We start from the raw sequence: 235 nt of genomic DNA on the forward strand, positions 1-235 counted from the left end.
GCAACACTGTCGGCGCCCCCAATTCACTGCACCGCACGGGAACTCGTGTTTGGCGACCCTGCTTCCGGTGGTGCATCTACCTACCCCAACTTTGCGCCTCCGGCTGGTTTTGCGTCCAGGCGCGGCGGCTCCTTCAACGGTTCTGAGAGTACCGAAGGAGTCACCCATGAACGTGGAAAATTCACCCAAGAACGCGGAAAAACCAGCCATGAGCGACGCTGATCTTGCCGCCGAT

At 59.6% G+C, this 235-nt stretch carries 1 protein-coding gene; it reads left to right on the top strand.

What is annotated here, in order from left to right:
* Positions 1 to 49 precede the first annotated feature (49 nt).
* A partial coding sequence (locus EOD29_RS36910; protein WP_206520630.1) for a hypothetical protein occupies positions 50 to 235 on the top strand: 186 nt, incomplete at its 3' end.

It is taken from the genome of Mesorhizobium sp. M1A.T.Ca.IN.004.03.1.1 (genome assembly GCF_003997555.1).
GTDB lineage: Bacteria > Pseudomonadota > Alphaproteobacteria > Rhizobiales > Rhizobiaceae > Mesorhizobium.